Source organism: Rhodanobacter humi (assembly GCF_041107455.1).
Taxonomy (GTDB): Bacteria; Pseudomonadota; Gammaproteobacteria; order Xanthomonadales; family Rhodanobacteraceae; genus Rhodanobacter_A.
Genome location: NZ_JBGBPY010000001.1, coordinates 2,772,034 through 2,793,748 on the forward strand (window position 1 = coordinate 2,772,034; position 21,715 = coordinate 2,793,748).

Consider the following 21,715-nt stretch of genomic DNA (forward strand, 5'->3'; position numbering starts at 1 on the left):
GCGCGTCAACGGATCAGGGTGGATTTGCCGAACAGCGATTCGACCAGGTCCACCGCCAGTTTCGCGGTGGCGTTGCGCTTGTCGAACGCGGGGTTCAGCTCGACGATGTCGAGCGAGCCGAGCCGGCCCGAGTCGGCGATCATCTCCATGCACAGCTGCGCCTCGCGGTAGTTCGGGCCGCCGCGCACGGTGGTGCCCACGCCCGGCGCGATCACCGGATCGAGGAAGTCCACGTCGAAGCTCACGTGCAAGTGGGTGCGCGCGTCCATGCCGGCCAGCGCCTCCTCCATCGCGCGCTTCATGCCCACCTCGTCGATGTGGCGCATGTCGTAGATGTCCACCGCCGCCTCGCGCACCAACCGCTTCTCGCCCTCGTCCACCGAGCGGATGCCGATCTGGCGGAACACGTCGGGCGTCACCGCCGGCGTGTGGCCGCCGATGCCGGTGAGCGCGTCCGGGCCGTTGCCGCACAGGCAAGCCACCGGCATGCCGTGGATGTTGCCGGAGGGCGTGGCTTGCGCGGTGTTGAAGTCGCTGTGCGCGTCCAGCCACAGCACGCGCAGTTTTTTGCCGTTCTCGCGGCAATGGCGCGCCACCGCGCTGACTGAGCCGATCGCGAGGCAGTGGTCGCCGCCGAGCATGATCGGCAACCGGTCCTGCGCCAGCTCGTCGTAGATGGCCGCATGCACGGCCTTGTTCCACGCCGTCACCTCGGCCAGGTGGCGATAGCCGTCCACCGGTGGCAGCCACGGGTTCACCGGCCCGTGCAGGTTGCCGCGGTCGGACACGTCCAGCCCGCGCGCGCGCAGCTTCTCGGCGATCTGCGCCACGCGCAGCGCCTCCGGTCCCATCGAGGCGCCGCGATGCCCGGCGCCGATGTCGGTGGGCACGCCCACCAGGGCGATCGTCTGCTTGCTCATGTTGCTGTGTCCACGTCGATGACTTGCAGCCCCCGAGTGTAACGGGCCGGCTGCGACGTGGCCGCTTCGGGGGAATGCCGGCAGCAGGAATCGAACCCGCGACCTACTGATTACAAAACCGTACTTCAGTGTATTCGGCATGATTCAAGGTAGTACATCCTCTCGCGGCGAAACGGCGTAGAACAGCCATCTATCGACGTTCGATAGAACTTCAGGCAACATGGGGGTAACTGGCTTGACGCCCCCATTTGTTGACTGGTGTTGCCTCAGATGACCAAACGCGACGCGCCCGCACTCACGCAAAAAGCCATCGACGCCATCAAGCCCGGCGCGAAACAGACCGATTACCGCGACGGTTTTCTGCGAGGGTTGGCGCTGCGCGTCTCCCCTGGCGGCACGATGTCGTGGGTACTCGTGAAGCGACTGCCCGAAGGCGTGAAGCGCATCCTGTTGGGCCGATACACGGGCAGCTCGGCGCCGGCGGCAACCGTCGATCGATCCCAGTTCCTCGCCGGCTACCAGTCCCTGACGCTCAAGCAGGCACGCGAGGAAGCGGCGCGGGTGCTGGCCATGGTTGCGGAAGGACGTAGCCCCACCGTCGAACGTGCGCGCGCCAAGCACGTTCGAGCGGTTGACGCCGAGCGCGGATCCTTCCGCGACCTCTTGGCCGACTACATCACGGCACGATCGGAAGGCACCGACAAGCGGGCCGCGGCCGGCGAGCGCCAGATTAAGGAATGGCGCCGCGTGGTTTCCGGTCTGGAGAAGCAGGCACCGGAAATCCTGGACATGAAAGCGCGGGAGGTGGAACCCGCCCACGTTGTGGCGCTGCTGCGGCCCATATTCCACCACGGCACGGCCCGCCCCAAGACCGGGCGCGGCAGTGGTGGCCGGCGCAGCACAGGCGGCGCGCAGGGAAGCGCGGACAAGGTGCAGACATTCATGCGCGCCGCGTTCGCGTACGGCTTGGCCGCCGAGAACTCCGTGGCGCGCAAATCAGCCCGCACATATGGGCTGATTCACAACCCGGCCGCGCCGATCCCGCGTGAGGCGAAGTCCACGCCCGGCACGCGCGCCCTGTCGGCCGCCGAGCTGCGGCAGTTCTGGTGGTCCATTGACCAGGTGCCCAAGGTCGGCCCGGTGATGGCCAACCTGCTGCGCTTCACCATCGCGAGCGGTGGCCAGCGCACGCACCAGCTGGCGCGCGAGCCTTGGACGTCATACGACACGCAGAGCCGCGTGTTGTCCCTGGTCGATCGAAAGGGCCGCGGCGGCATGAAGCGCGTGCACCTGGTGCCGATGACATCCCGCATGATCGGCATATTGAAGGCGACACACCTCCACAGCGGCCAGAACACATGGCCATGGTCGACCAGCACCCGCGCACCGATCGACATTGCATCGCCGGCGAGCGCGGTGCGGTACTTCCTGAAGTCGGAGCATGCATTCATTGACGGCGTGCCCATTGCGCCATTCACGCCGCGCGACTTGCGCCGGACGTGCACGCAGTTGATGCAGGCCGCCGGCGTGCCCGACATCGAGGCCGATCGGCTGCAGAGCCATGGCGTGGCCGGCGTCACCGGTACGCATTACCGGAACAGTCCAGAGCTCTACCTGCCGGAGAAAAAGCGCGCGCTCGCCACGTTCGACGAAGTGCTGGGGAAGATTCTGATCGGCAAATCGAACACGTAACGCAGCGTGCCCCGCAGCGATCTATGTTGATGCACATATCTGCACATAGATGCGGCGCGGTCATCAGTTGGACGGTATCTAAAGGCGCGTTCTGTTCGCTGTTGACCCATCAAGATATCGCCACTAGCTTGGAATTGAAGGAAGGCAGGCGCCGTCACAGCCGCCGAGCGACGCAGACGCTCGTTAAACCGAAAGCCAGCAGTAGGCATAAGCGCGTCCATACCGCTCTGCCCGACTGAAAAGGCACTTGTGCGTGTGTCCACGACGACACAAAGGGCCGTCGCCCGGTCGCGTTCGACTCAACAGACGAAGCAAGCCATAGGGTGTGCGCATCTCTGCGTGCCTCAGCCGGTGGCGTTCAAGACTTCTTCTGGACACACCCATGACCAACACGAACAGCAGCACCGCGCCCGATCGCATCATCGCCTTTGCCGAACTAAAGCCCGAGCGCGGAATCTCCTTTTCCCGCGTGCATCTACGGCGACTCTGGAAGGCCGGAAAGTTTCCCATGCCGGTCCAGTGCTCCGATCGCCGAATCGGCTGGCTCGCCAGTGAGCTGGACCAATGGCTGGCCAATCGCGTCGCGTCGCGCGCAGGCGGTGACGCTTGAACGCTCGCCCCACATTGCACACCGCGGCGGAACGCGCCGAGCTCCACGACCCATCGCAGCCGTTCATCGTCGGCGACGACCTGGAGCAAGTCATTGCCCTCGTCAATCGCGCGATGCGCGAGAACATCGCCGGCGTGACGCTTCGCATGCACTCCCCGCACGATCTGGACGCCGAGCACGACGACCGCGAACCACTGACGCCAGGCGTGCGCCGCATGGTTCTTTGCATCGATAGCGCGAGCGGACAGCCTGGCGTAGTGAATCCCGAAACCGCCTCGACGGTGTTCATGCTTTACGTCATCGGCCAGGGGCCGAACCTGCAGCTGGACGCCGAGCGCGTGCTGCAGTGGGTCGCACGTGTGGAGCAAGCCAACGGCGCGGCCTGCGTAACGGCCGACGATATCGGCAATCCTGCAGTACTGAAGACAATGGCGCGAAACCGCGTGGAAGCCAAGTTGGTGGCGGAAGAGCTCGCGGCCGGTGGCGAAGAAACCAACCGTGTAGCGGACGAAGTGCGCGCCGCGGTGGCGAACCCCGCGGCGTGGTCATTGATCAAGGACGACGACATCGTGGTGGCCACAAGGAGCCTTCATCGTGCGCGAGGGACGTTCGCATGACGGCCACGATTGAACGACAGCTCGACAAGCAGCGAAAGCGCTACGAAGAAGCCGCACAGGCCATGGTTGGTGCGGTGACAGAAGGTGGTCTACGCGCCGCGGTACACGTCATCGTGACTGAGGCCAGCGCGTGCAGTGAGATGGCAGTGCGCGCTGAAGTGAAGGCGCAGGGTGTGCTGCGGCGATTGCTCGACAGCTCTGGCCGACTCGTCACGAGCATTGCGCGGTCAGCGATCGCTGACCCGTTTGCCGGGCCCGGAACGTTCGATGCGGCTGTATTCACCGTCGGCAAGCTGCTGACCGACGCATGGCGCCTGCGCGCAGGCGGTGATGCATGAGCGCCACGATTCTGGACGAAGCACTGCGGCACGCGGCCGAAGGGTTCGAAGTGTTTCCGCTGGTCGCCTTCAAGGGCGACGGCAGCAAGTCAGACGGCAAGAAGCCCGCCGTGAAATGGAAGGCCGAAGCAAGCAAGGACCCCGCGCAGCTGCGCAAGTGGTTCGGCCCGGGTGGCCGCCATGCGCGCGGTGGGCTGGCGCTGCGCACGGGCGCAACGCGGACCAACCCCGACACCGGCGCCGCCGAATGGCTGGTGGTGGTTGACGTCGACATGGCATCGCATGGCAAGGACGGCCTTGCGGCATTGCGCGACGCGTGTGCCGCGAACGGCTTGCGCCCGGAAGATTTCGTGACCCGAGTGCAGCAGACTGCCGGCGGCGGTTGGCATGCACTGTACTGGTCACCGGTCCAGTTGAAGGACGGACCCGACGCGCTCGGCAAGGGTTCGGGCGTCGACATGAAAGCCGACTCTTACATCGTCGTGGCACCAACGAAGATCGGCGACACCGCCTACCGGTGGGAGGATCCCGCCGCACCGATCGCATGCATAGGCGCGCTCGCGTCGTTGTTCACCACCGGCACGCCGCGCACGGCCACCACGGACCGCACTCCCCTACCCGGCGTGGATCCGGTCCGCGCGTTGCAGCGGGGCATTGATTACCTGGCCACCGCGCCGCGATCGGTGAAGGGTGCCGGCGGTGATCAATGCGCCTTCACCGTCGCGGCGAAGTTGCTGGCGCTCGGCATGGACGAACCGGCCGCACTCGATCTGCTCCTTTCCGAACACTGGGACGACGGCTGCGGCTGGTCGGCCGATCGGCTCGCCGAGAAAGTGCGCAACGCGGCGCGGTACATGCAGCAGCACCGTGGCGCCGATGCACCCGAAGCCGCGTTTTCACCGGTGCCGGAAGCCAAACCCGCCCACCACTACAACCTCCTGTCGGTAGGCGATCTGCTCAGCCGGGCGCCACCTTCATGGCTGGTGCGTGGATTGCTGCCGGCGCGTGGCCTGGGCGTCGTCTATGGCGCCCCCGGTAGCGGTAAAAGCTTTCTCGTTCTGGACCTGGCGGCAGCGATTGCCCGCGGCATTCCCTGGGCGGGGCAACGCGTGAAGCGTGGCGCCGTCGTGTATGTCGGGCTGGAGGGCCAGATGGGGCCGCGCGTGTCGGCGTATCTGTGCGATCGCGAATTGAAGGCGGCGGACGTGGCCGGGCTCCAGGTGATCGAACGACAAGGATTGAACCTGCTGCAGGACGAGCGCGCCGACGTGGGCCGGCTGATTGCCGACATCCAAGGCGCCGAGCTCGGCCCGGTGGCCATGGTGGTGGTGGACACGTTGAACCGCGCGATGCCCGGCGGCAACGAGAACGCCAGCGAGGACATGGGCCGCGCCATCCGCTGCGCCGGTGAAATATCGGCCGGGCTCGATTGCCTGTGCGTGTTCGTGCACCACTCCGGCAAGGACGCGGGCAAAGGAGCCCGCGGGCATTCGTCCCTGTTGGGCGCCGCAGATGCCGAGCTGGAAGTTCGCCGTGGCGACAACGGCGAGGCCCGTTTCTTGGAGGCGACCAAGGTCAAAGACGGCGAGGACGGTGCGCGGTTTTCGTTTCGGCTGAAGGTGGTCGACCTGGGCGCCACCAGGGACCACGACCCGGACGCGGATCCATCCGAGCGCGATGCGTCCTGCGTCGTCGAAGGTTTGGAGCGCGCGACGGTCGGCGCCACCGGCAAAGCACGCAACTGGACGGCACACCGCACCAACGCCCTGGAGGCACTGCGAACCGCGTTCGATCGTTCCCAGTTCGGCGCGGTGAACTGGGACGACGAGGGCGTGTGCGGCATCGACGACTGGCGCGCGGCCTACTTCGAACTGGTGCCGATCGGTGACGCGCTCGAAGGTGAAGAACTGCGGACGGCGCGCAACAGCCGAACCCGGAATTTCTCCAATGCCGTGGACTGGCTGACCGCTGAAAAGCTCGTCACGGTGGAGAAGAAAAAGGGTCGCAGCGGCTACCGGATCGTCTCATAGAGCCGTGAGAATGCGGAAAATGGGCTTTTTCCGCGGAAAAGCCTTTTCCCGCACTTTTGGCCAGGGGGCGGAAAATGTGCGGAAAAGGTTTGCCGCTTGCGATTTTTCCGCCAGGCGTTGGGGCACAAGGGCTGCGAGCCGTTGCGGAAAATGCGGAAAATGCCACGGAAAGGCTTTTCCGCATCTTCATGGGTGCGGAAAGGAAAAGCCGCCACCCTATAGGGGGCGGCTCTTTTTCCGCATGGTGCGGCGATGGTTATCTGAGCAACTCAGCAGCGCGCTGTTGGGCGTCTCCATCCTGGAAGAAAAGGTGCCAACGCATCGACCCCCGGTTGGCAACTGCATTCGAGAAGCGAAGAAACAGTTCGTCGAATGTGTCGCCCGGCAGAGCGGCGCCAAGCTTCACCAGCCGACGCCCAACGTCCAGAAAAAACAACTTTTCGGGCAACGTGGCTTTGATTGCGTCGCCGGTGTCCGCCAGCACAACGTAGATCGGGCACAGCAGATCGTGAGTTATCCCGAACCGCCGCCCTTGAACCAGCGTGTAGTCGTCGTCTTGGAAGAGTGTTTTGACGCGCATGCGCCGGATCCCTGTGGACGTTGTGCGGCGAGGTTAGCCCATCGCGTGAGCTTCTACGCTTCGAGGTCCGGGCAACTGGCGAGCGGCGCCGATTCGGCCGCGTCATCACCGGCATCGTTCAACACAGCTGGGTTGTTTCGGAGCACGTCCAGGATGCGCTCGGCATCTTCGATGGTGGCGCACTGGATCTGAAGGGTGAAAGACATGTTGATTCCTCAGTGGCACAGCCGGGCGGCTGCGATTGGGAACGCTACGCCTCGACAAAAATAAGTGCAAGTGATTGTTTTTGTTGTTATTTTCACAACAGCAACTGTTGCTATTTCCGCACCAGATAGCCAGCTTAAACCCGACCCGCCTCGCGGGCGCGTGTGCGTGAAGAAGTCCGCACCGCATAGCCCTCACGACTCCGGGCGGCCCTGTCGGCGCCCGAATCGACACGGCCTACTGCTATGAGAAGAGTAGGCGGTCCGTCGTAGGTCGATGGTTATCGCGAGATATTCACGTTATAATACAATCAGTTACCGACTATTGCCCACCGTGCAAGGCTATTCAAAAGGCAACATAAGGCAACAAAGGACCACATTCCCACCTTGCGGACGCCACCCCGATGGACACCTTCCTTAGCAAACTGACCACCAAGCCCCGCGACGTGGTGCCGCTCCTGACAGCGCAGCTGGCCGCCGAGGCGGCAGACGTTTCGTCCGCCCGCCAAAAGTATGACGAGCTGGCGCTGGCCGTCGCTGACGGCCGGGCCGACGCCAAGGAGGCAGACAAGGCACACGGCGCACTCACTGCCGCCAGTCAGCGCCACAGCCGCACAGCGCACACGCTGGAAGCTGCGCGGGCGCGGGCAGCGGAACAGGTGCGCGCCAAAGCGCGCGACGAACAAGACGCGGCGTTGTCGCATTGCGTCTCCCTGGCCGAACAGCGCGCCAAGACCGCCGACGCCACCCAGGCAGCGGCCAAGAATCTTGCCGAAAAAATCGCGGCGCAGCGTGAAGCCGAGATTGCACTGGAAATCGCGTTGCCTGCCGACTTCGGCACCGCACGCCGTGACGGCCTTTACCTTGAGGCCGACGAGCTGCGCGTTTCGGTCATTTCCGAATTCGACCGGTTGCACATGTTCGGTGGTCCGCCGCCTTGGCGCGAACATCGGCCGTTTGCCGTCAAGTTTCATGAGTCGGTGGACGTGATGCGCCGCCGCCGCGCGGACATCCTGGGGCTGGCCGAATGACCGACCAAGCACCCGCCGCAACCGGAGGCGCCGCGGCCACTGCAGCACCCAACACGGTCACGCCCACCCCTGCCACCCTCAACACACCCAACGCCAGCGCCCTGCTGCCCCCTGCTGCAGCCGCCACTGCCAGCAGGGACACCGCCGATGCCGTCATGGCTCAGGCGCTCGTTGCTGGCGGCCACTGGACCGAGGAACAGGCCGCCGCCGCACTGGCCGAAGGGGACGCGGAGCACGAAGGCGAGGCCGCCGCGGAAGGCGCAGAACCGTTCAACCAATACGCCGCGCTTGCCGACATGAAATCGACACTCGACGCCGTTGGGATTGATGCCAAGGACGCCGGCGGCGCCGAATGCATCGTGAAGATGGGCTTGGCGCGTGCGCCGACGCCGGAGCAGAACGCCCAGGAATGCGCCGAAACCCTGCAGCACCTTGAAGGGATCTACGGCCAAGAGAAAGCCGGCTGGATGGTCGAATGGGCTCGCCGCGAATTCCAGCACCTGGCCGCGGCGAATCCCAAGCTGGTTGACCTGGCCGAGCGCAGCGGCGCCGGCAACAACCTGGCGCTGATCAAGGCACTGGCGAATCGCGGCATGACCCGCCACTACAAAGCGTACTTCGGTAAGTGACATGCCGCGGGAGCTGACGCCACGACAGATCGCCTTCGTCGCCGCCTTCCAGACCGGAATGCCAGCCGCTCAGGCCGCCGTGCAAGCTGGCTATTCGCCGCGTTCCGCCAAGCACACCGCGTACTCGCTCATGCACGACAACGTGCTGGTGCGCGCGGAGCTGGACAAGCTGCGCCAGAAGCTTGTCGCCGAAGCGGAATACAACGGCGCGAAGGCGATGGCCGACTGTGAGAGCGGCATGGCGTTTGCGATCAAGACAGACAACGCTAACGCCTACGTTCGCGCCGTCGAATTGAAAATGCGCCTTACCGGTCTGCTGCGCGAAAAAGTCGACATCACGATAGAGCGTGTCGACCTGGCCGGCGCACTCGCTGAAGCCAGAGAGCGCGCTCAATTGCGACTCAGGTGCGACCCAGTGCAGCTGATAGAAGGCGACTTTGTTGCTGTGCCTGGCGTTGCGACCGATCGCCCAATTGATAGCGAATCAGCTGCGCGCGATTTCAACGCCAACGGCCTGGACTGGAACCTGTGAAACCCGTGGGTCCCATCACCACCAACGAAGGCCGGTGCGGATGGCCGGCACCCCCGGATTCTCGCGCTCAGTTTCACTCAGGGCCATCTACACACCGGGCGCTGCGAAATTTTTTTAAATTTTATTTAGCCGTCCAAACCTCAATAGGCGAAATCAATGACCACCCTCTACATCACTGAGCACGCCGGCCAAGTCCGAGACGCCGCCGGTTATCTGGTGCAGGGCACGCCGGTGCACCCTGCCACCGCTCAACAGACCGTGGCGATCGGCGCAAGCAGTGCCGCCTCGAACGTGCTCAACGCCAGCACTACGATTGTCGAACTGGTTTCGGATGTCGTGTGCTCGATCGCAGTAGGCACCGCGCCGGTCGCCACGGCTACCAGTCGCCGCCTGGCGGCCAACGTGCCTATACAAATCGGCGTGCCCGCCGGCAAAAACTACAAGATCGCAGTCATCACCAACAGTTAAGTGGAGCAATACGTGGATGATTTCGCGGCGCTACGTCGGCTGGTGGTCGCCACGGTGCAGGTGGCCGTCGTCGACGTTCGTTCCCTGGCGTCGCGCCAGAAGGAAAATCCGAACGCCGCACCGCGGAAGCGAGAGCGCAGCGCGCTCGCATGGATTCAGGACACCACGAGCCGCGCGCCCTTCACTCTGCGATGGTGTTGCGAGCTGATCGACCTGGACTTCCGCAAGGTGCAAGCCGGTTTTCTCTCCTGGCTTCCCGTGCCTCCACAAACCGAATCAAGGAATTGACATGGGTTACCTGAACACCTCACCCGATGACGACTACAACCTGCAGACGATGGCGCAGGGCGGCAACGTTACGACGGAACTACCCGGCGCCAGCGGTCTAGACGGCATGCTTACTGCGGTGCCCAAGGCGCTGACGGCGGCAGCCGGCGCCGTAGGCGGCCTGGCAAAAGACACGCTTTCCAATACGCCTATCGGCGAGTCGGTGGGCAACGCGATAGGCAGCATCGACGCGCTGAACAGCAGCGCAAAGCAGCTGCTCGGCTACGAAACAATGCCGGAGTTCGATCCGCAGGCGCGCGCATCGGCCAACGCGGCGACGGCCGTCATGCAGCAGTGGGCGGCCACCGGTGAAGATCCGCGAATCACCGGCGCGCTTGGCCGTACGGTATTCGGCCCGGTGAAAGCGTTGGGCATTATCTCTGGTGCTACGCCCGTGATCGGCCCTTGGGGCGCCGCGGCGTTGTACGGCAGCACCGAGGCGCACGACAGCTACCAGACAGACGTCGCCGCGGGCCTGGACCCGACGACGGCCGCGGAAAAGGCGGCGGTAACCGGCGCCACGTCGGCGGCTTTCGCTTCGGTGCCGATGTTTGGCAAAACGCTCATCAGCAAAGCCCTTTCCGGCATGATCGTGAATCAGGCACTTGATGTGGGCGGCAGGGCTGCCACCTGGGGCGTTCTGAAAGCCAACGGGTACGATGTGGCGGCGGACCAGCAAAAGATTTTCGACATGGATTCGTTGCGCGCGGACATCTTGATGGGCCTGGCGTTCGGCGTGCACAGTCACTGGGCAGAAACCCGCGGCATCAAGCCCGCTGACGTAAACCCCGCGGACGTCGACACGTCGGCCGCGGTGCTGGCACAGAACCACTTTGAACGATCATCGACGGGAGTTGCCGTCGACCCCGCCGCGGCCAACACGCACGTGCGCGTCATGTCCGAGGCGCTGGACAGCGTGGCCAACGGCGACACGCCGAAGGTATCCGCGGACGACGCGCAGACCCTGGCAGAGGGCACGCTGCGCGATCCCAGCCACGACACGGCGGCAATGATCACGGAAGCGGCGCATGCCGAACTGCCGGGCTTCACGGACGCCATCGCGCCGATCGCCGAGATAGAGCCGCCGGCACGCGCCGCCGGCGAGCCGCTGGGGCAGATCCCACCGGATGCGGAAGGCAAGCCCGCACCCGTGCAATTCGACTCGCCCACGCAATACCGCGTCGACCGGCTGACCAGTCAATATGGTGACATGCTTGTGCCGGATCCCGATGGGGAGCCTGGCAACACGATTTCAGTGTCGCAGCTGACGCAGCGCATGCAACAGGAACTGGTCGATGCCGATGCGATGGGTCGCGCGCACGAGATGGCTGCGGCGTGCTTCGCTGCTACCGGCGGCGCCTCGTAAAACAGGAACCCGCTATACGTCGACAAACATCGGGCACACACGGGCGGGCTCAGATGCGCCATGCGCTATGCTCGCTTGGTCGAGGACGCGGCGCACACCACGGCAGCAAAAACGGTCGACTGTGTGTCGGCCAACTGGGGAGATGACAATGGACGCGATCACGCATGCCGGCTTGGTTGGCTTCGTTGCGGGAGCTTCAGCGCTTGCTGGACACTACACATGGAAAGCGATTGTGGCTGCGTGGCGCAAACGCGCGGCGAAGCCGTGATGGACTTCGTAACCGTTTGGGTTCAATGGCACGGCGCCGCTATTTTGCTGGGGCTGGCGTTGGGCGGGGGCTCGTGGCTGGGTGACTGGATCCGTCGCAAACTGCGCGCCAAGCCAAGTCCTCCGCCAGAATCTGACGTGCCGTCCCATCGGTGAGCACGTCGTCCTGCCCGCCCTTCGAAGTAGCTCAATACCAAAACGAAACAGCACCACGCTACCGTACAACCCCAGGTGGTGCTTGCTGCCCTCCACTGCGCCTAGGTGGGTGATCTATGCAGCGTCCGATGTGTCGAACGATTCCAGTGCGTACCTGGTCGCGAGATAGAGCCCGATCACGCCTACCTCGATGCTGCCGGTGGCCCGCACCGCAGCGACCAGTTCCTGGTCGGTGCAGCTGAAGCAGCCGCACCAATGCGCACGGCTCAGCCGGTTGCGGAGATTGATCTGCTCGCCCGCACTTGCCTTCACGCCGTGGCGCTCATAGTGCGAATGCACCACAGACCGCTTTCGTTCTGCTTGACGGCATAGACGATCATGAGCGGCACCCATGCAAGGGAAGTCGCCCCGGTCATCGGTCCGCGCTGACAGAGGGCTGTCTGGGCCTGACTCGCGGGGCAGGACCCAGATTGCTCGCGCAAACCAGGAGGTTAGAATCGGCTGAAAGCCCGGCGACGTGTAGGCGTTCGCCCTAGCCGTATCACCACACAAGGGGCAAACGGATGCAGCACACCCTTAGGGTCGCGTGCACGCGCCGGATCCAGGTACGGCCATCCGCCAATCGGAGCGGTAGCCCATGACATCTCCAATCGGAGAGATTGTGTGGACTCCCGTGCGACTCGGTTTGCGGAGATATCGCTGCGAGTGGGAAGTGAGAGAGTCGGGCGCGATTTTCCTCGCCGGCGCCACTCATCGCGGCCGCGTTGCAACCGGGAAACAGCGGGAAGAACTTTTCGTCCGCGGCCTGACGTGGAGATTTGAGCGCGAGCTCTTGGACCGGGTACTAGATAACCCGCAACGCGCAGACTTTTGGCGCAGGCAAGCCGAAGTTAAACGGGCCGTGCGCCTTGTGTTCGGGTGGCTCATTCTGGCAGCCCTGGTAGCCTCTATCTGGCTCCGACATCCGTTCTGGCACCGCCTAGGACCGGAGCTAGGAGATGCCGCTTGGATCGCGACGATGGGCGCGATTGTCTTCTTGGCACTTCGTTTGCGGGCCATCACGCTGCGTGCCTTGCGGGTCGAGCTGTAATTGACGCAGCGATTAGAGCCCCGGCATCGGTTAGGCCCAGCCGAACACATTGCGCATCTGGTCCGGCGGCACAGCCTACGATCGCCAGTCGGCCAGCAGATCATAGGAAAAGGATTTCGCGCGGTGGACTTTGCGGGCCATCGCCGCGGGGTAGCGGCGTGGTGTCTCATGGCGTGACCTGATCGTTGGGGACGACGCACACCGCAGCAAGATTCGCCGAATCCGGAGAGCGCCAGCATGCGGTCGCTGTTATGGATGGATATTTAGCGGGCTACCTGCGCCGCTTATTTTTATGCCGGCTCTTGATCAGGTGCGCGCCCATGTTGTGTTCGCGAACAAAATCTATCGGCTTGTGGGAGGGAACGCGGTAACTCATCACCGTCTTTCCGCCCACGTTAGTGATTGCAAAGTCGCCAGCGCAGATAATGTCCATTCCAATGAGCATATCGATGCCCGAAATGTTTCCCCGGGACACCGTCATGCCGGGAAAACCGACCCCATTAGGTAGCTTCACTGCAACAAAGAAGGTCTCGGTCAGATGCTCGCCGTTAGCGGTATTGGCGCGGGTTAGCCCGGTGGGCAATAACCCAAGCTTGTCGACCACCGCTTGGGTGATGACGGTTTGCGTGGCACCCGTATCCCAAATGGCGTTGAACAAGTGCGACTGCTGCTGCGCAGGTGGATTTAGCGGGTCAAATCCAACCATGACTTCGCATTGCGTCGGAATGACGTTCGAACGGCCATCAAAAGTAACGGTGAGGCACTGGTGCTGCGGTCCTTGCTGCCGGGGTTTGTCCGTCATCCGTGAACAGCCACCCGCGAATAGAAGGTCTGCGACGTGGAATCATCTCCGGGCCGAACCTGCTGCACGAGAAAATTTCCATAACCGTACTTCTCGCTCGCCGAGGTCGTGGCCTTTATGACGTCGTCGTAGATACCGACAACTTTTTGGCCCGAGATGACGACAACCTTTCCATCATATTCCTTCACCAACTCTCGCTGATGCGCGATGAAATAGTCGAAATCTTTGCGGAGTTCCGTACTCACGTCGGCTTGGCTCTTTGGCAGTTGGTCATTCATGGGCAAGACTTCGACAGAGAACCGAAGCCCGTTGTGCAGCATGCAACCATAACATGGCGTTAATAGCACAACAATTCAACAAACACCAAACGCCCCAGAACAATATCGCTCAAGGTTAAGAGCGGCAGATCGCTGTGGAACTTGAGCGCTGCCTGGATGTTGCCTAGATGTTGCCTATAGACTGCGCATTCGACCGCAATCCGTCGTAATTCATTGTTTTTATTGGTGCCGGCACCCGGATTCGAACTGGGGACCTACTGATTACAAATCAGTTGCTCTACCAACTGAGCTATGCCGGCGTGGGGCGGGATTCTAGCAGGGGTGGCTTCAAAAACAGCTGGTGCTGTGCGAGCCCACGCCGTCGGTGCGGATGCGGCTGCGCCAGTCGAAGCCGCCGCGGTCGGCCACCAGGTCGAGCCAGTATTGCGGCACGCTTTCGGTGCGCTCGGTGATGCGGGCGGGGAAGCCGGCGGCGGTCACGTCGTTGCGGCGCTTGCGCGCGTTGTCCTGGTCCCTGAACAGGCCCAGCGAGATTGTGTTGGGCTGGTCGCCGCCGCCCACCACGAAATAATCCTTGAGGCCGCGCGCGGCGAGCTGGCGGGTCAGCGCCAGCGCCTGCGCGCGGCTGCCCGGTGCGGGCAGGTAGACCCACCAGCTGTGCGACTGGGCGACCTGTTCCTGGCGCGAGCGCATGCGCCGGGTGAGCGGGGTCAGTGCGCTGCGGGCCTGCTGCAGGTCGTGTGGCGTGGCGAACGGCCCCAGCGTGAGGCAGCGCAGCTCGGCGGGCGCATTCGCATCGGCCGCGACGGGCGCAGGCGCCGGCGCGGCGACGCTGTCGGCGACCGTCGCGGTGGTCGTCGGCGCGGGCAGTTCGGAGAGCAGGTGCAGTTCCGGCACGCCCGGATCGGTGGCCGGCGGCACGTGCGCGTACGGCTGGCCGAGCAGCAGCCAGGCGGCGGCCACGATGTTGAGCATGATCAGCAGCACGAACAGCAATCGCAGGAACATCGATCCCCCGTCAGGAAAGACTCGGACAAGCCATATTGACGTCATGCCCGCGCAAGCGGGCATCCATTGACCGGTCATTTGGATTCCCGCTTGCGCGGGAATGACGACGAGGCGGAGCGTCGCTCATTGTGCCGCGGCCCACACCGCCAAACCGTGCAGCACGCTGTCGTGCGCGAGTTGCGCCGGCGCGGCGAGCAGGGGCAGCAGCGCCTCCGCGTCGCCGCCGCCGAGGCGCAACGCGGGCGCGCCACCCAGCGCCGGCGCCATGCGCGCCGCGAAGCGCTCGATCAGCGCCGCCGCCGCCAGCCAGCAGCCGGAAGCCACCGCGTCGGCGGTATTGTCCGCCGCCTCGACGATCGTGCCCGCCTGCGCGGGCCGTACCTGCGCGGTGGCGCCGAGCAGGGATTGCTGCATCAGCCGCGGTCCCGGCGCGATCAGGCCGCCGAGATGGCGGCCGTCGGTGGCCAGCGCGTCCAGCGTGAGCGCGGTGCCCACGCCCGCCAGCACGCAGGGCGCGAGGCCGTCGGCGCGGGCGGCGACCATCGCGAGGAAGCGGTCCACGCCCAGCTTTTGCGGTTCGGCGTAGGCGTTGCGCACGCCACAGGCTTCGGCGGGCGTGCGCAGCCAGCGCGGCTCGCGCCCGAACGCGGCGGCGACGCTGGCGGCGACCTGCGCCTCGCGTGGCGCGTCGACGACCGAGGCGCCGAATACCGCCGCCGGCTGCGGCAGGGACGACCACGCTTCGGCGAGTGCATCCGCCACGTTCTCGTTCCACGCCACCGCGCCGTTCGCGCGCCAGTCGTCGCCGTCGCGCAGCGCCCATTTCAGCCGGGTGTTGCCGAGATCGAGCAGAAGCCGCCTCATGCGCGGCGCACCGTGATGTCGGCGCTGTCGATGCGCTGCAGTTCGCCATCGGGCAGGCGCAGCAGCAGGGCGCCGCGGCCGTCCACGCCGGCGCCGATGCCGTCGCGTGTGCCGCCGGCGCCGCTGAGCCGCAGCGGCCGGTCACGCAGCAAGTCGTGGCGAGCGTACTCGTCGGCGAAGGCGGCAAAGCCGTCGCGCTCGAATTGCGCGAGACCCGCGGCCAGCGCGGCGATCAGCGCGGCCGCCGTGCGGTTGCGGTCCGGTGGCGTGCCGCCGGCCAGGGTGGCGAGATCGCAGGCTGGCTGGCCGGCCTGTGCACGCAACGCGTCGGTGAGGCGCAGATTGAGGCCGATGCCGATGATGGCAGCGCACGGTCCCTGGTATTCGCCGCTGAGCTCGACCAGGATGCCGGCCAGCTTGCCGGGCGCGTGGCCGGGCGCGGCGGCCAGCACGTCGTTCGGCCATTTCAGGCCCGCGCCGGCGATGCCCAGCGCTTCCAGCGTGCGCAGCACGATGACGCCGAGCGCCAGCGACAGCCCGGACAGTGCGGCGAAGCCGGTGTCGAAGCGTTTCAGGCAGGACAGGTAGAGGTTCAGGCCCGGCGGCGACAGCCAGGTGCGACCACGGCGGCCGCGGCCGGCGCTCTGCGTTTCGGCCAGCACCATGGCGAGATCCGGCACCGCGGCGCCGCGGCGCTGCAGCTCGCTGGAGGTGGAGTCCAGCTCCCAGTGCACCTCCAGCGCGCCCAGCCGCTTGGCGACGGTGGCGGGCAGGGCGGCGCGGATGCGCGCGGCGTCCAGCAGCTGGATCGACCAGGGCAGGCGGTAGCCGCCCGCGCCGCCGGCCTCGATCGGCACGCCGCGCGCACGCAGCGCCTCGATCTGTTTCCATATCGCGGCGCGGGTCACGCCGGCGTTGGCGGCCAGTTCGACGCCGGACAGCGGATTGCCCGCGGCCAGCTCGGCCAGCAGTTCGGCAGGCTGCATCAGCGGGCCGCCCGGAAGCCGGTCGGGGCGGCGATGGCGCGGCGGCGGCAGGAAAGAGGGGAAGTCACACGCATCCGGCGGATTCTAGCCGGGCGCCACAGCCGGCGGCAGTGGCACTGGCAGCGCTGGCGCATTTCTGAGACCATCGACGGCCTCGCTTGTGGATCAAGGGGTTGCATGCCATGAGTGCCAGACACTGGATGATCGGTTGCCTGATCGGCCTGGCCGGCATGGGCAGCGCCATGGCGACGGACATGGATGCCCGTGACATCACCGCCGGCAGCCACGGCGCCGCCGACAGCAACGCCCGCGACGCCGGCAGCACCAGTGGCGGTGATGCGCTGGGCCTCAACCGCGATTGCCCCTCCTCGTCCCGGCACGGCAGCGACACCAGTGATGCCAGCGACACCGACATCCGCGGCAGCGGCGGCGCGGCCGGCGGCAGCGAACACGGCGGCCGCATCTCCGCCCCCACCAGCGCACGGCCGGCCACCCTGGGCTGGCAGTCGCTGTTGCCCGGTTCGATCCAGTAGGAGCGGCGCAGGGAACGGCGTAGGAGCGGCGTAGGAGCGGCTTCAGCCGCGATTCCTGCTACCACCGTCCCGCCGCCCAGTCGCGGTTTGAAGCCAGTCGCGGCTGAAGCCGCTCCTACTCTGGCGGCAATTTCACGCTGAAGCGCGCCCCGCCCAGGTCGGGCGAACGATCCACCGTCAACTCGCCGCGGTAGGCGCGCACGATGTCCTGCACGATGGACAGGCCGATGCCGTGGCCCTGCACGCGCTCGTCGCCGCGCACGCCGCGTTGCAGCACCTTCTCGATCTTGTCCGCGGCGATGCCGGGGCCGTCGTCTTCCACGCTGATCAGCAGGCCGGGGCGGCCGCGGCCGGGCTGCGGCTGCTTCTGCACCACCAGCAGCACGTGGTGGCGCGTCCACTTGAACGCGTTTTCCAGCAGGTTGCCCATCAGCTCCAGCAGGTCGTTCAGCTCGCCGTGGAAGGAGGCGCCGTCGGCGATGTCGAATTCGCACAGCACGTTCTTCGCGGCGTAGACCTTCTCCAGGCTCTGCACCAGGTCCTCGGCGTGGCTGGCGATCGGCACCGCGATGGCGAAGGTCTGCCGGCCCGAGGTGGCGGCGCGCGCCAACTGGTAGGCGACCAGCTCGTCCATGCGACGCACCTGGTCGAGCACGCCGCGGCGGGTGGGTTCGTCGCTGGCCGATTCCAGCTGCGAGCGGATCACCGCCAGCGGCGTCTTCAGGCTGTGCGCGAGGTCGGCGAGGGTGTGGCGGTAGCGCGTGCGCTGTTCGCGCTCGCTGTCGATGAAGGCGTTGATGCGCTCGGTGAGGCCGGTCAGCTCCAGCGGATACTGGCTGTCCAGATGGTCACTGTCGCCGCGCTCGACCTGGCTCATCTCGCTGGCCACTTTGCGCAGCGGGGTGAGGCTCCAGCGCAGCAGCAGCAGCTGCAGCACGATCAGCATCACGCCCAGCACCGACAGCCACAGCGCCAGCGTGCGCCGGTACACCGCGTTCTCGCCTTCGAGCTGCTGCTCGGTCTGCGCCACCATGATGGTGGCGGGGGTGGACTTGCGGCCCGGGAAGTCGAACGCCACGCCGATCGCGTAGTAGTAGAGCCGGCCCATGCGGGTCTCGACGGGGCCGGTGAATACCTGCTCGCCCGTTGGCAGCGGCTTGAGGAAGCGGAAGTCGTGGCCGATCGCCGAGGTGGATTCCCAGTGGTAGCCGTCCGGCCCGAGGATCACCGCATACAGGCCGGAGCCGGGCTGGGAGAACTTCTGCGGCGGCGAGTCGGGCGGCAGCAGGCGGCCGTCGCGGTTGGCGTCGGTGTGGGTGATGATGTCGGTGATCGCGGCGTCGCGCAGCTGGCCCTGCAGGTTGTTCAGCGCACTCTGCTGCTTGGTGACGGACATGACCACGCCGACCAGGCCAAGGAAGGCGGCCAGCACGAAACCGGTGGTGATGGCCGAGCGCGCCGCCAGCGAAAGCGGGCGGCGCGCCGCGGGTTCACTCGTCGTCGCCGTCGGTGCGGGGGATGGCAAAGCGGTATCCGCGTCCACGCACGGTCTCGATGGGCTTGAGGGCGCCTTCCGGGTCCAGCTTGCGGCGCAGGCGGCCGATGAAGACTTCCAGCACGTTGGAATCGCGGTCGAAGTCCTGCTGGTAGATGTGCTCGGTGAGGTCGGCCTTGGAGACCAGTTCGCCGGCGTGCAGCATCAGGTATTCCAGCACCTTGTACTCGTAGCTGGTGAGGTCGACGATCTTGCCTTCCACCGTCACCGTCTGCGCGGTGGTGTCGAGCTTGATCGGGCCGCAGGCCAGCACCGGCTTGGACCAGCCGCTGGCGCGGCGCACCAGCGCGTTGATGCGCGCCAGCAGTTCCTCGACGTGGAACGGCTTGACCAGGTAGTCGTCCGCGCCCTGCTTGAGGCCTTCCACCTTGTCCTGCCAGCCGCCGCGCGCGGTGAGGATCAGCACCGGGTAGCGCTGGCCGTGCTCGCGCAGCGCCTTGATCAGCTCCATGCCGGACATCTTCGGCAGGCCCAGGTCGATGATGGCGAGATCGAACGGCACCTCGCGGCCGAGGTAGAGCGCCTCTTCGCCGTCCTGCGCCGCGTCGACGGCGAAGCCGTCGCGCTTCAGTCGTGCCGCCAGCGTCTCGCGCAGCGGGGCCTCGTCTTCCACCAAGAGGATGCGCATCAGTGTTTCTCCTTGCCGCCGGGACGCCGGGCGGGCGGGTTGCGGGTTGACGGGGAGGTTGGCCGGATACTGTCGCCGCCACTGGCGGGTATCGTCATCACCCGCACGTGGCCCTGTGGCGTGAGCACCTTGACGCGGTACTCGGTGCGGCGGTCCCGGCGCACCGAGTCGGCCGACAGCACCTGGCCGCTGGTTTCCTGCTGTGCCCGGCTCACGGCCTCGCCGAGGCTGAGGTCCTTGGGCTTGGCCTGCGCCCATGCCGCCGGGCTCGCGCCCAGCGTCAGCGTCAGCGCCAGCGGCGCGAACAGCGGGAGGATTCGATGGGCCTTCATAGCCATGCTTCGACCACGATCTGTCTCTGGCCGTTCAGTTTGGGCGAGCAGGGCTGAATAGTGACCGGACGGGCGACCGCTGTCACGCCACCGCCCCCAACGGGGCCATGGCTTGCTCGATCAGCGCCCAGCCCGCGCCGGGCAGGTGCGCGCCCTCGCTGAGCACGCGGCGGAAGCCGCGCGCGCCCGGTTCGCCTTGGTACAGACCGAGCAGGTGCCGGGTGATGTGCTTGAGCGCGGTGCCGCGCTTGAGCTCGGCCTCGACGTAGGGGCGCAGGCGCCGCAGCACGTCGTCCCGGCCGGGCAGCGGGGTGCCGTACAGCGCGTGTTCGAGCCGGGCGAGCAGGTACGGATCGTGGTAGGCGGCGCGGCCCAGCATCACACCGTCCAGCTTGGCCAGCTGCGCCTCGACCTGTTCCACCGTGGTGATGCCGCCGTTGATCGCCACCACCAGCTCGGGGAATTCGCGCTTGAGCCGGTGCACGCGCGGATAGTCCAGCGGCGGGATCTCGCGGTTCTCCTTCGGCGACAGGCCCTTCAGCCAGGCCTTGCGCGCGTGCACCACCAGCACCCCGACGCCGGCTTCCAGCATGGTCTCGGTGAAGTGCTGCAGGTCGGCGTAGTCGTCCTGCTCGTCCACGCCGATGCGGCACTTCACCGTCACCGGCACGGCCACCGCGTCGCGCATCGCCTTCACGCAGTCGGCCACCAGCGCCGGCTCGTACATCAGGCAGGCGCCGAAGCGGCCCGACTGCACGCGGTCGGAAGGGCAGCCCACGTTGAGGTTGATCTCGTCGTAACCCGCCGCCGCGCCAAGGCGCGCCGCCTCGGCCAGCTCGCCCGGCTCGCTGCCGCCCAGCTGCAGCGCCACCGGATGTTCCTCGTGGCTGTGTTCCAGCAGGCGCAGCTGCTTGCCGCGCACCAGCGCCGCGCTGGTCACCATCTCGGTGTACAGCCGCGCGTGCGGGGAGAGCAGGCGATGGAAGTAGCGGCAGTGCCGGTCGGTCCAGTCCATCATCGGGGCGACGGAGAGGCGCCAGTCGGCGGGATCGGGATAGGTGGGCAGGGCGGTCATCAGGCCGCCATTGTCCCGTATCGGCATGATGCGGTGGAAATCAGCCTTCGGCGGCCGTTGCCGCATGCCGCATGCGCCTCTCGGCCATGCGCAGGGCCACGACCACCACCAGCAGTACCACCGCCAGCCAAGGCATGGACAGGCCCCAGGCGGTGAGCATGGCCCAGATCGTGGTGAGGAACAGGTCGTGCAGCAGCCAGGCCCTGGCGCGTGCGGGCGACAGGTCGGGCGCCAGCCTGGCGACGAAGGCCGCATAGCCCCAGGCCACGGTGAGGCAGAACTGGATCATCAGCATGACGAGCACGTACGGCACGAAGCCGTTCAATGAGAACGCGTACACCGGGACGTGCGCAAGGCTTGTGCCGCCTGCCGGCAAGCTGCCCGGCAGGCTGCCGCCGGTGACCATCGCGTGGATCCCCGGCCCCAGTGGTACTTCGAAGAGGATGCCGCCGGTGATCATGTTGCGGATCAGCACCGGCACCAGCGCCACCAGGCTGAGCAGCAGCATGGTGAGCACGGTGAGCGGCGCGTCGATGCGGCGCAGCTGCGCCATGGCGCGGCGATGCTGGTACCACACGCCGGCGATCAGGTAGAAGCTGAGGAAATACACCAGCAGCGGCGCACCCCAGACCTGCAGCAGGGTCTGGCCCGGCTTCGCCTCCGGCCGCAGTTCCACCGCGGACAGGGTCAGCGCGATCGCAAACACACCGTCGGCGAGCATCACCAGGCGGTCGAAATGGCGCTGGTGGACGTGGTGTTCGCACACGGCGGGTGCGGCGTTCGGTTCCATGTTCGCTT

Annotated in this window: 26 protein-coding genes and 1 tRNA gene; 12 read left to right on the forward strand and 15 right to left on the reverse strand. The window is 66.0% G+C overall.

Annotated elements, in window-relative coordinates:
* Positions 1-5 precede the first annotated feature (5 nt).
* On the reverse strand, positions 6-920 hold the full coding sequence (gene rocF / locus AB7878_RS12195; protein ID WP_369494630.1) for an arginase: 915 nt from the start codon (positions 918-920) through the stop codon (positions 6-8).
* 270 nt (positions 921-1,190) lie between these two features.
* Between rocF and AB7878_RS12200 the strand changes: the two genes are divergently transcribed.
* The 5 genes from AB7878_RS12200 to AB7878_RS12220 all read left to right on the forward strand — a co-directional run bounded on the left by AB7878_RS12200 (position 1,191) and on the right by AB7878_RS12220 (position 6,207).
* Positions 1,191-2,612, forward strand: coding sequence for a tyrosine-type recombinase/integrase (locus AB7878_RS12200; protein WP_369494631.1), 1,422 nt, complete (start codon positions 1,191-1,193; stop codon positions 2,610-2,612).
* A 382-nt stretch (positions 2,613-2,994) separates the two neighbouring features.
* A complete protein-coding gene (locus AB7878_RS12205; protein WP_369494632.1) occupies positions 2,995-3,222 on the forward strand; it encodes a helix-turn-helix transcriptional regulator in 228 nt (75 codons plus the stop codon).
* Complete coding sequence (locus AB7878_RS12210; protein WP_369494633.1) at positions 3,219-3,839, forward strand: hypothetical protein; 621 nt, start codon at positions 3,219-3,221, stop codon at positions 3,837-3,839. Before AB7878_RS12205 ends, AB7878_RS12210 begins: the two co-directional genes overlap by 4 nt.
* Entirely contained in the window at positions 3,836-4,177 is a 342-nt protein-coding gene (locus tag AB7878_RS12215) for a hypothetical protein (RefSeq protein WP_369494634.1), read from the forward strand. Before AB7878_RS12210 ends, AB7878_RS12215 begins: the two co-directional genes overlap by 4 nt.
* Entirely contained in the window at positions 4,174-6,207 is a 2,034-nt protein-coding gene (locus AB7878_RS12220; protein WP_369494635.1) for an AAA family ATPase, read from the forward strand. Before AB7878_RS12215 ends, AB7878_RS12220 begins: the two co-directional genes overlap by 4 nt.
* Positions 6,208-6,463: 256 nt before the next feature.
* Here the strand turns inward: AB7878_RS12220 and AB7878_RS12225 are convergent, their stop codons facing one another.
* Both AB7878_RS12225 and AB7878_RS12230 read right to left on the reverse strand, forming a co-directional pair.
* Complete coding sequence (locus AB7878_RS12225) at positions 6,464-6,787, reverse strand: hypothetical protein (protein ID WP_369494636.1); 324 nt, start codon at positions 6,785-6,787, stop codon at positions 6,464-6,466.
* A gap of 53 nt (positions 6,788-6,840) precedes the next feature.
* On the reverse strand, positions 6,841-6,993 hold the full coding sequence (locus AB7878_RS12230; RefSeq protein ID WP_369494637.1) for a hypothetical protein: 153 nt from the start codon (positions 6,991-6,993) through the stop codon (positions 6,841-6,843).
* Between the two features lie 401 nt (positions 6,994-7,394).
* Here AB7878_RS12230 and AB7878_RS12235 point away from each other — a divergent pair, with 401 nt between their 5' ends.
* From AB7878_RS12235 to AB7878_RS12260, 6 genes are all read left to right on the forward strand, one after another.
* Complete coding sequence (locus AB7878_RS12235) at positions 7,395-8,021, forward strand: hypothetical protein (RefSeq protein ID WP_369494638.1); 627 nt, start codon at positions 7,395-7,397, stop codon at positions 8,019-8,021.
* Positions 8,018-8,650, forward strand: a complete 633-nt coding sequence (locus AB7878_RS12240; protein ID WP_369494639.1) for a hypothetical protein — start codon at positions 8,018-8,020, stop codon at positions 8,648-8,650. Before AB7878_RS12235 ends, AB7878_RS12240 begins: the two co-directional genes overlap by 4 nt.
* 1 nt (position 8,651) lies before the next feature.
* Positions 8,652-9,182 (forward strand): terminase small subunit, encoded by a 531-nt coding sequence (locus tag AB7878_RS12245; RefSeq protein ID WP_369494640.1) that lies wholly within the window; start codon positions 8,652-8,654, stop codon positions 9,180-9,182.
* 156 nt (positions 9,183-9,338) lie between these two features.
* The gene (locus AB7878_RS12250) at positions 9,339-9,650 is read left to right on the forward strand and encodes a hypothetical protein (RefSeq protein ID WP_369494641.1); all 312 of its coding nucleotides are present in this window, start codon (positions 9,339-9,341) and stop codon (positions 9,648-9,650) included.
* 12 nt (positions 9,651-9,662) lie between these two features.
* The gene (locus AB7878_RS12255; protein ID WP_369494642.1) at positions 9,663-9,938 is read left to right on the forward strand and encodes a hypothetical protein; all 276 of its coding nucleotides are present in this window, start codon (positions 9,663-9,665) and stop codon (positions 9,936-9,938) included.
* A gap of 1 nt (position 9,939) precedes the next feature.
* Entirely contained in the window at positions 9,940-11,343 is a 1,404-nt protein-coding gene (locus AB7878_RS12260) for a hypothetical protein (protein WP_369494643.1), read from the forward strand.
* A gap of 537 nt (positions 11,344-11,880) precedes the next feature.
* Here AB7878_RS12260 and AB7878_RS12265 read toward each other — a convergent pair.
* The 7 genes from AB7878_RS12265 to AB7878_RS12295 form a co-directional block, all read right to left on the reverse strand.
* The gene (locus AB7878_RS12265) at positions 11,881-12,105 is read right to left on the reverse strand and encodes a DUF3606 domain-containing protein (protein ID WP_369494644.1); all 225 of its coding nucleotides are present in this window, start codon (positions 12,103-12,105) and stop codon (positions 11,881-11,883) included.
* 1,022 nt (positions 12,106-13,127) lie between these two features.
* On the reverse strand, positions 13,128-13,658 hold the full coding sequence (locus tag AB7878_RS12270) for an aspartyl protease family protein (RefSeq protein WP_369494645.1): 531 nt from the start codon (positions 13,656-13,658) through the stop codon (positions 13,128-13,130).
* Positions 13,655-13,936: a DUF5678 domain-containing protein gene (locus AB7878_RS12275; protein ID WP_369494646.1), complete on the reverse strand. Its 282-nt coding sequence runs from the start codon at positions 13,934-13,936 to the stop codon at positions 13,655-13,657. The genes AB7878_RS12270 and AB7878_RS12275 overlap by 4 nt, the downstream gene beginning before the upstream one ends.
* 223 nt (positions 13,937-14,159) lie before the next feature.
* Positions 14,160-14,235, reverse strand: a tRNA-Thr gene (locus AB7878_RS12280).
* 28 nt (positions 14,236-14,263) lie between these two features.
* Positions 14,264-14,944: an SPOR domain-containing protein gene (locus AB7878_RS12285; RefSeq protein WP_369494647.1), complete on the reverse strand. Its 681-nt coding sequence runs from the start codon at positions 14,942-14,944 to the stop codon at positions 14,264-14,266.
* Between the two features lie 123 nt (positions 14,945-15,067).
* Positions 15,068-15,808, reverse strand: coding sequence for a type III pantothenate kinase (locus AB7878_RS12290; protein WP_369494648.1), 741 nt, complete (start codon positions 15,806-15,808; stop codon positions 15,068-15,070).
* A complete protein-coding gene (locus AB7878_RS12295; protein ID WP_369494649.1) occupies positions 15,805-16,794 on the reverse strand; it encodes a biotin--[acetyl-CoA-carboxylase] ligase in 990 nt (329 codons plus the stop codon). Before AB7878_RS12295 ends, AB7878_RS12290 begins: the two co-directional genes overlap by 4 nt.
* A gap of 182 nt (positions 16,795-16,976) precedes the next feature.
* Between AB7878_RS12295 and AB7878_RS12300 the strand changes: the two genes are divergently transcribed.
* On the forward strand, positions 16,977-17,327 hold the full coding sequence (locus tag AB7878_RS12300; RefSeq protein WP_369494650.1) for a hypothetical protein: 351 nt from the start codon (positions 16,977-16,979) through the stop codon (positions 17,325-17,327).
* Positions 17,328-17,442: 115 nt separating this feature from the next.
* Here the strand turns inward: AB7878_RS12300 and AB7878_RS12305 are convergent, their stop codons facing one another.
* The 5 genes from AB7878_RS12305 to AB7878_RS12325 all read right to left on the reverse strand — a co-directional run bounded on the left by AB7878_RS12305 (position 17,443) and on the right by AB7878_RS12325 (position 21,707).
* Positions 17,443-18,723 carry an ATP-binding protein gene (locus tag AB7878_RS12305; protein WP_439653824.1) on the reverse strand — a complete coding sequence of 427 codons (1,281 nt, stop codon included), beginning with the start codon at positions 18,721-18,723 and terminating at the stop codon, positions 17,443-17,445.
* 94 nt (positions 18,724-18,817) lie between these two features.
* The gene (locus AB7878_RS12310; protein ID WP_077483026.1) at positions 18,818-19,510 is read right to left on the reverse strand and encodes a response regulator transcription factor; all 693 of its coding nucleotides are present in this window, start codon (positions 19,508-19,510) and stop codon (positions 18,818-18,820) included.
* On the reverse strand, positions 19,510-19,842 hold the full coding sequence (locus AB7878_RS12315; protein ID WP_369494652.1) for a PepSY domain-containing protein: 333 nt from the start codon (positions 19,840-19,842) through the stop codon (positions 19,510-19,512). The genes AB7878_RS12310 and AB7878_RS12315 overlap by 1 nt, the downstream gene beginning before the upstream one ends.
* Before the next feature lie 82 nt (positions 19,843-19,924).
* Complete coding sequence (gene dusA / locus AB7878_RS12320; RefSeq protein ID WP_369494653.1) at positions 19,925-20,917, reverse strand: tRNA dihydrouridine(20/20a) synthase DusA; 993 nt, start codon at positions 20,915-20,917, stop codon at positions 19,925-19,927.
* 40 nt (positions 20,918-20,957) lie between these two features.
* Complete coding sequence (locus AB7878_RS12325) at positions 20,958-21,707, reverse strand: TMEM175 family protein (RefSeq protein ID WP_369494654.1); 750 nt, start codon at positions 21,705-21,707, stop codon at positions 20,958-20,960.
* Between the last annotated feature and the right edge of the window lie 8 nt (positions 21,708-21,715).

Bases quoted from the DNA above. Each gene is read 5' to 3' on its own strand.
- rocF (WP_369494630.1), bottom strand. From the start codon at position 920: ATGAGCAAGCAGACGATCGCCCTGGTGGGCGTGCCCACCGACATCGGC.
- AB7878_RS12200 (WP_369494631.1), top strand. From the start codon at position 1,191: ATGACCAAACGCGACGCGCCCGCACTCACGCAAAAAGCCATCGACGCC.
- AB7878_RS12205 (WP_369494632.1), top strand. From the start codon at position 2,995: ATGACCAACACGAACAGCAGCACCGCGCCCGATCGCATCATCGCCTTT.
- AB7878_RS12215 (WP_369494634.1), top strand. From the start codon at position 3,836: ATGACGGCCACGATTGAACGACAGCTCGACAAGCAGCGAAAGCGCTAC.
- AB7878_RS12220 (WP_369494635.1), top strand. From the start codon at position 4,174: ATGAGCGCCACGATTCTGGACGAAGCACTGCGGCACGCGGCCGAAGGG.
- AB7878_RS12225 (WP_369494636.1), bottom strand. From the start codon at position 6,787: ATGCGCGTCAAAACACTCTTCCAAGACGACGACTACACGCTGGTTCAA.
- AB7878_RS12230 (WP_369494637.1), bottom strand. From the start codon at position 6,993: ATGTCTTTCACCCTTCAGATCCAGTGCGCCACCATCGAAGATGCCGAG.
- AB7878_RS12235 (WP_369494638.1), top strand. From the start codon at position 7,395: ATGGACACCTTCCTTAGCAAACTGACCACCAAGCCCCGCGACGTGGTG.
- AB7878_RS12240 (WP_369494639.1), top strand. From the start codon at position 8,018: ATGACCGACCAAGCACCCGCCGCAACCGGAGGCGCCGCGGCCACTGCA.
- AB7878_RS12245 (WP_369494640.1), top strand. From the start codon at position 8,652: ATGCCGCGGGAGCTGACGCCACGACAGATCGCCTTCGTCGCCGCCTTC.
- AB7878_RS12250 (WP_369494641.1), top strand. From the start codon at position 9,339: ATGACCACCCTCTACATCACTGAGCACGCCGGCCAAGTCCGAGACGCC.
- AB7878_RS12260 (WP_369494643.1), top strand. From the start codon at position 9,940: ATGGGTTACCTGAACACCTCACCCGATGACGACTACAACCTGCAGACG.
- AB7878_RS12270 (WP_369494645.1), bottom strand. From the start codon at position 13,658: ATGACGGACAAACCCCGGCAGCAAGGACCGCAGCACCAGTGCCTCACC.
- AB7878_RS12275 (WP_369494646.1), bottom strand. From the start codon at position 13,936: ATGAATGACCAACTGCCAAAGAGCCAAGCCGACGTGAGTACGGAACTC.
- AB7878_RS12285 (WP_369494647.1), bottom strand. From the start codon at position 14,944: ATGTTCCTGCGATTGCTGTTCGTGCTGCTGATCATGCTCAACATCGTG.
- AB7878_RS12290 (WP_369494648.1), bottom strand. From the start codon at position 15,808: ATGAGGCGGCTTCTGCTCGATCTCGGCAACACCCGGCTGAAATGGGCG.
- AB7878_RS12295 (WP_369494649.1), bottom strand. From the start codon at position 16,794: ATGCAGCCTGCCGAACTGCTGGCCGAGCTGGCCGCGGGCAATCCGCTG.
- AB7878_RS12300 (WP_369494650.1), top strand. From the start codon at position 16,977: ATGAGTGCCAGACACTGGATGATCGGTTGCCTGATCGGCCTGGCCGGC.
- AB7878_RS12305 (WP_439653824.1), bottom strand. From the start codon at position 18,723: ATGTCCGTCACCAAGCAGCAGAGTGCGCTGAACAACCTGCAGGGCCAG.
- AB7878_RS12310 (WP_077483026.1), bottom strand. From the start codon at position 19,510: ATGCGCATCCTCTTGGTGGAAGACGAGGCCCCGCTGCGCGAGACGCTG.
- AB7878_RS12315 (WP_369494652.1), bottom strand. From the start codon at position 19,842: ATGAAGGCCCATCGAATCCTCCCGCTGTTCGCGCCGCTGGCGCTGACG.
- dusA (WP_369494653.1), bottom strand. From the start codon at position 20,917: ATGACCGCCCTGCCCACCTATCCCGATCCCGCCGACTGGCGCCTCTCC.
- AB7878_RS12325 (WP_369494654.1), bottom strand. From the start codon at position 21,707: ATGGAACCGAACGCCGCACCCGCCGTGTGCGAACACCACGTCCACCAG.